5 protein-coding genes are annotated in these 6094 nt (G+C 68.7%); 4 read left to right on the top strand and 1 reads right to left on the bottom strand.

Features of this window, described 5'->3' with window-relative positions:
- The 4 genes from FKP22_RS18290 to FKP22_RS18275 all read left to right on the top strand — a co-directional run.
- Window positions 1-1419 (top strand): 3-hydroxyacyl-CoA dehydrogenase (locus tag FKP22_RS18290; RefSeq protein WP_141289055.1); only part of this gene is annotated, 1419 nt, incomplete at its 5' end.
- 1 nt (window position 1420) lies between these two features.
- On the top strand, window positions 1421-2749 hold the full coding sequence (locus tag FKP22_RS18285) for an MmgE/PrpD family protein (RefSeq protein ID WP_141289054.1): 1329 nt from the start codon (window positions 1421-1423) through the stop codon (window positions 2747-2749).
- A gap of 10 nt (window positions 2750-2759) precedes the next feature.
- Window positions 2760-3965 (top strand): 3-oxoadipyl-CoA thiolase, encoded by a 1206-nt coding sequence (pcaF, locus tag FKP22_RS18280; RefSeq protein WP_141289052.1) that lies wholly within the window; start codon window positions 2760-2762, stop codon window positions 3963-3965.
- 33 nt (window positions 3966-3998) lie between these two features.
- Window positions 3999-4784: a molybdate ABC transporter substrate-binding protein gene (locus FKP22_RS18275; RefSeq protein ID WP_141289051.1), complete on the top strand. Its 786-nt coding sequence runs from the start codon at window positions 3999-4001 to the stop codon at window positions 4782-4784.
- A gap of 49 nt (window positions 4785-4833) precedes the next feature.
- Here the strand turns inward: FKP22_RS18275 and FKP22_RS18270 are convergent.
- A partial coding sequence (locus FKP22_RS18270) for a DUF6537 domain-containing protein (RefSeq protein ID WP_211361457.1) occupies window positions 4834-6094 on the bottom strand: 1261 nt, incomplete at its 5' end.

Genomic DNA, 6094 nt, shown 5'->3' with positions numbered 1-6094 from the left:
TCGGCCGCCGCACTCAAGGCCGGCAAGCGCCGGCCGCAAGTGCAAGCCGCCATTGACGCCATCGTGGCCACGGCCACGGTCGGGATTGAAGAGGGATTGTCCAACGAACGGGCCGTCTTCCAACGCCTGCGCGTGTCGCGCGAAGCCTTTGCGCTGCGCCACCAGTTCTTCGCTGAACGAGACAGCGCCAAGCACCCTGCACTGGGTGATGCCAGGCCGCGCGACGTTCGGTGCATTGCCGTGATCGGCGCCGGCACGATGGGTTCGGGCATCGCCATCGCCGCGCTGGACGCAGGCTACGAGGTGCTCTTGCTCGAACAGGAAGCCGCGGCACTGGACAGGGGGGCGAGCCGCATCCACGCGCACTACGCCAGCCGCGTGAAGGGCGGCAAGGTCAACGCGTCTGTGGCGGCCGCCTGCGAAGCCCGCCTGAGCCCGAGCCTGGACTGGCCGCGCATCGCCGAGGCCGACCTGGTCATCGAGGCCGTGTTCGAGGAGATGGGCGTCAAGCAGCAGGTCTTCCAGCGCATCGACGCGCTGGCCCGGCCCGGCGCCGTGCTGGCATCCAACACGTCCTACCTGGATCTGGACGCCATTGCCGCGTCAACGTCTCGCCCGCAGGACGTGATCGGCCTGCACTTCTTCAGCCCGGCCAACGTGATGAAGCTGATGGAGGTCGTGCGCGGCAAGGCTTCGGCGCTGGATGCATTGGCCACCGGCCTGTCCATCGGCCGCGCGCTGAAGAAGCTGCCCGTGCTGACCGGCAATGCCTTTGGCTTTGTCGGCAACCGCCTGTATGCCGCGTACCGGCGTCAGTGCGAGTTCATGGTCGAGGAAGGCGCGGCACCGGAGCAGGTGGACGCCGCGCTGGAAGCCTTCGGTTTTGCGATGGGCCCGTTCGCGGTGGCCGACCTGTCGGGCCTGGACATCGCCTGGCGCATGCGCCAGGCGCAGGTGGCCACGCGGGAGCCGGCCGCGCGCCATGTGCACATCGCCGACCGCCTGTGCGAAGCCGGCCGGCTGGGCCGCAAGACGGGCGCCGGCTACTACCGCTACCCCGAAGGCGCGTCGCGCCCGCAGATCGACCCGGCCGTGACCGAGCTGATCGCAAAGGCGCGCAGCGACAAGGGCATCGTGCCGCGTGAATTGGGCGCCGCGGAGATCCAGCGCCGCGTGATGCTGACACTGGTCAATGAAGCGGCGCTGCTGCTGGCCGAAGGCGTGGCCGAACGGGCCACCGATGTGGACGTGGTGCTCGTCAACGGCTACGGCTTCCCGCGCTGGGAAGGTGGGCCGGTGTTCTGGGCCCGCGAGCGGGGTGCTGCGGCCTTGCAGGCTGACTTGCGCGAATTGGCAGCATGGAGTGGACCCGGTTTCGTTCCAGGCGACGTGCAGCATGTGCTGAACGTGGAAGGTTGACATGCTGGCAACGCAAGTCCTCGCCCGCTTCGCCCATGCGTCAGCGCAGCACGCGCTGCCGCCCGAGGTGCTGCACCACGCGCAACGCGCCGTGGTGGATTGGTATGCGTCGCTCTATCCCGGCCTGGCCATGCCGGCTGTTCAGGTGCTCGAGGCCACGATGACCGAAGACCTGGACCGCGGCGAGGCTCGCCTGGCCCTGGGCCGTGCGGCCACCACGCGAGCGGCGGCGCTGATCAACGGCACGGCAGCCCATGCCGCCGAGGTGGACGACAGCTTCCGCGATGCGATGTACCACCCAGGCGCGGCCACCATCGCCGCCGCTCTGGCGGTGGCGCAGGCGACGAAGGCCACAGGCACCGAGTTCCTGCGCGCCGTGGTGCTGGGCTACGAAATCTCGACCCGCATCGGCGTGGTGATGGGCAGGCCGCACTACAAGTTCTGGCACAACACCGGCACGATGGGCAGCTTCGGCGCCGCGGCGGCAGCAGCAAGCCTGCTGCGCCTGGACGAAGGCGCTTTCGCGCAGGCCCTGGCCCTGGTCGCCACGTTCACCGCCGGGCTGCAGCAGGCCTTCCGAACCGAGGCCATGGGCAAGCCGCTGCACGCTGGCCGGGCGGCCGAAGCCGGGGTACTGGCTGCTCAGCTGGCCGCGCGTGGCATGCGGAGTTCGCTGGACGTTCTGGAAGGCGAATCCGGCCTGGGCATGGCCATGAGCAACGGGCCCGACTGGTCGGCCATCGGCGCCACGCTGGGCAGCGACTGGCACATCACGCGCCTGACATTCAAGAACCACATCGGCTGCGGCCACAACTTCGCGGCCATCGACGGCGCGCTGGCCCTGCAACAGCTGCACGGCTTCTCTCACGCCGACATCGCGTCCATGCACCTGGGCGTGTACCGCGCCACGCTGGACATCGCGCCGCACGTCAATCCGCAGAACGCCGACCAGGCCCGCTTCAGCCTGCATTACATGGTGGCTTCCGCGTTGGTGCACGGCAGCGTGCGACTGTCCGCCTACGAGCCGGCGCGACTGCAGGACCCGGCCACACGCGGGCTGATGCAACGCATCACCAAGGCGCTGGATCCAGAGGTCGACGCCGGCTTTCCCGGCCGGCGAGCGGCGCGCGTGTCGATCACGCTGCGCGATGGCCGCCACCTGTCCCATCTGCAGCCCGACCGCAAAGGCGACCCCGAACTTCCACTGAGCGATGCCGACCTGGCGGACAAGCTTCTGGAACTGGCAGCGCCCGTCATCGGTGAGCCCGAGGCACGCGCGCTGCTCGCGCGCATCTGGGCCTTAACGACCCACCCTTTCTTGCCCACCTGAGCCTTCCGCCATGAGCCAACACGCCTACATCTGCGACGCCGTTCGCACGCCTTTTGGCCGCTACGGCGGTGCGCTCGCCAGCGTGCGCGCAGACGACCTGGGCGCCGTGCCGCTGGCCGCGCTGATGGCGCGAAACCTGACGGTCGACTGGCAAGCCGTCACCGACGTGATCTACGGCTGCGCCAACCAGGCGGGCGAAGACAACCGGAACGTCGCGCGCATGAGCGCGTTGCTGGCCGGCCTGCCGCTGGAAGTGCCTGGCTCCACGGTCAACCGGCTCTGCGGCTCCGGGCTGGACGCACTCGGAACCGCTGCTCGTGCGATCCGGTCCGGCGATGCCGACCTGATGCTGGCTGGCGGCGTCGAGAGCATGTCGCGTGCGCCGTTTGTCATGCCCAAAGCCGAGAGCGCCTTTTCGCGCAGCAACCGCATCGAGGACACGACCATTGGGTGGCGCTTCGTCAATGGGCTGATGAAGGCGCGCTACGGCGTGGACGCCATGCCAGAGACGGCCGAGAACGTGGCCACCGAATTCGGGATCGAACGCGAAGCCCAGGACCTCATGGCACTTTCCTCGCAGACGCGGGCCCTGGCAGCGCAGGAGCGCGGGTTTTTCGACGCCGAGATCGTCCCGGTTTCGATCCCGCAGAAAAAGGGCGATGCCATCATCGTCGCGAAGGACGAGCATCCCCGAACCACCAGCCTCGAAGCCCTGGCCAAGCTCAAGGGCGTTGTGCGTCCCGACGGGACCGTGACCGCCGGCAACGCATCGGGCGTCAACGACGGCGCCTGCGCGCTGCTCCTGGCCAGCGAGGCCGCGGCGAACAGGCACGGCCTGACGCCTCGCGCCCGTGTCGTTGGCATGGCCTCGGCCGGTGTGCCGCCTCGCATCATGGGCATGGGGCCGGCGCCAGCCACACGCAAGGTGCTGGCGCTCACGGGCCTGACACTCGCCCAACTCGACTTGATCGAGCTGAACGAGGCATTCGCTGCACAGGGCCTGGCCGTTCTGCGCGACCTGGGGCTGCGCGACGACGACCCGCGCGTCAATCCGAACGGCGGCGCGATCGCCCTCGGCCATCCGCTGGGCGCTTCCGGCGCGCGGCTGGCGACGACTGCGGTGAACCAGCTTCACGCCACCGGCGGTCGCTACGCGTTGGTCACGATGTGCATCGGCGTCGGCCAAGGCATCGCGGTCGTGCTCGAGCGCGTCTGAGAAACACCCCGCCCTCACCGAAGGAAACCAGCCATGAATTTCTCGCTCCAAACCTGCGCAAAGGCCATCGTGTTGAGCGCGCTGTTGTGTGCCGCCGGGGCCCGCGCCGACGACATCAAGGTCCTGACCACCGGCATTCTGAAGGGTGCGTTCACACCGATCGCCACCGAATTCGAACGCCAGACCGGCCACAAGGTGACGATGTCCTGGGGCCCGTCCTCGGGCAATTCGCCAGAAGCAAGTCCGGTGCGCGTGCGCAGCGGTGAGGCGCTGGACGTGTTGATCATGGTGGACACCGGGATGGATGACCTGGTTCGCACTGGCCACTTCGTGCCGCAGCAGCGCCGCAACGTGGCGGTGTCCGGCATCGGGGTCGCCGTGAAGGCGGGCCATCCGCTGCCCGACATCTCGACAACGGCCGCGTTCCGAAGCGCCCTGCTGGCCGCCAAGTCAGTGGGCTATTCGGAAGGCGCCAGTGGCATGCACTTCATCAAGGTGGTCGTGCCCCAGCTGGGGCTCACCGAGGCCATGGCCAGCAGGGGGCATGTGGTGCTGGGTCGACGTTTCGTTGGCGAAGAACTTGCCGACGACGTTGTCGAACTGGGCATCCAGCAGCTCAGCGAACTGAAGCTTGAGCCCGGCATCACCGTGGTGGGGCCGCTGCCCAACGAGCTGCAGAAGCTCAGCGTCGTCTCGGCGGCAGTGTCGTCCAAGGCGAAGGCGCCAGAGGCAGGCCGGCAATTCCTGGACTTCCTCGACACCCCATTCGCACACAAGGCCATCCGCGACAGCGGCCTGGACCTTCCGAAGGTGCGTTGAGCAGCACCCGGCCGCGTCCGCCAGGGACGCGGTTCGGTCAGGCGCCGCTTCAGCCCGCCACCACCGCCACGCCGCGGATCTGCCCGGCCTTGGTGGACGACGGCGGCTTCGGGTAGCGCTGCGGCAGGTAGCGGTGCATCAGCTCGGCCTCGCGGGCGCGAGCGAGTGCGACGTTGGCCAGCTTGATGTGGCCGTAGCCGCGCATGCTCATGGGCACCGCCGCGATTTGGGCAGCCAGCGCCTGCTTGTCGGCTGCCAGGCCTGCTGTCAGTTCCTGGGTGCGGGCCTCGAACTGGCCAATCAGCTGCCGCTCCATGCGGCGCTCTTCGCTGTAGCCAAAGAGGTCCAGCGCGGAGCCTCGCAGCGCCTTGCCCTTGGCCAGCAGGCGCATCGCCGGCAGCATCCAGGCGCCCAGGCGGATCTTGCGCGGGGCCTGGCCGTTTTTCGGGCGGGACAACAGCGGCGGCGCCATGTGGAATTCGAGTTGCAGATCGCCCTCGAACTGCTCGCTGAGCTTGCGGCGGAAATTGCCGTCGGTGTAGAGCCGGGCGACTTCGTATTCGTCCTTGTAGCTCATCAGCTTGAGCAGGCTGGCAGCCACGGTGCGGGTGACCGGCAGGCTGGCGTCACCACCCGCCAGCGCCGACTCGGCCTCGCGCACGCGCTGAACGGTGGCTTCAAAGCGCTGGGCCCACGCCTGGTTTTGATAGCCGGCAAGATGCGCCATCGCACGCGCCACCAGTGCGTCGACGGACTCATCAAGAGGCAGCTCTGATGCCCCGCCGCGCAAGGCTTGCAGGCCTTGCGGATCGGCCGCGGCCAGGCGGCCCAGCGAGAAGGCCAGCAGGTTGGATTCGACCGCCACCGCGTTCAGCGCTATGGCCTTGGTCAGCGCGGCCAGGCTGATGGGCACCAGGCCGCGCTGCCAGGCGTAGCCCATGGCGAGGATGTTGGACGTGATGGTGTCGCCCAGGAACTCTTCGGCCAGGGCCTGGGCGTCGAAGGTCTCAACCTGTTCGTCACCGGCCACGAAGCGCATCTTCTCCAGCAGCAGGTCGACCTTGAGGCTGGCGTCCGGGTTGCGCAGCGACTCGGCGACCGGGATCTGGTGCGTGTTGGCGAGGATGCGGGTGCGGCCGTGGCGCACGGTCTGCAGCGCGTCCGGCGAAGCGCCGACGACCACGTCGCAGGCCAGGATGGCGTCGGCCTGCTGGGTGTCGATGCGCACCTGGTTCAGGCGCTCGGGCACGTCGGCCAGGCGCACGAAGCTCAGCACCGCGCCGCCCTTCTGCGCAAAGCCCATGAAGTCC

The organism is Ideonella azotifigens, assembly GCF_006519715.1.
Taxonomy (GTDB): Bacteria; Pseudomonadota; Gammaproteobacteria; order Burkholderiales; family Burkholderiaceae_C; genus Ideonella; species Ideonella azotifigens.
This window is presented reverse-complemented; position numbering and strand designations above follow the sequence as displayed.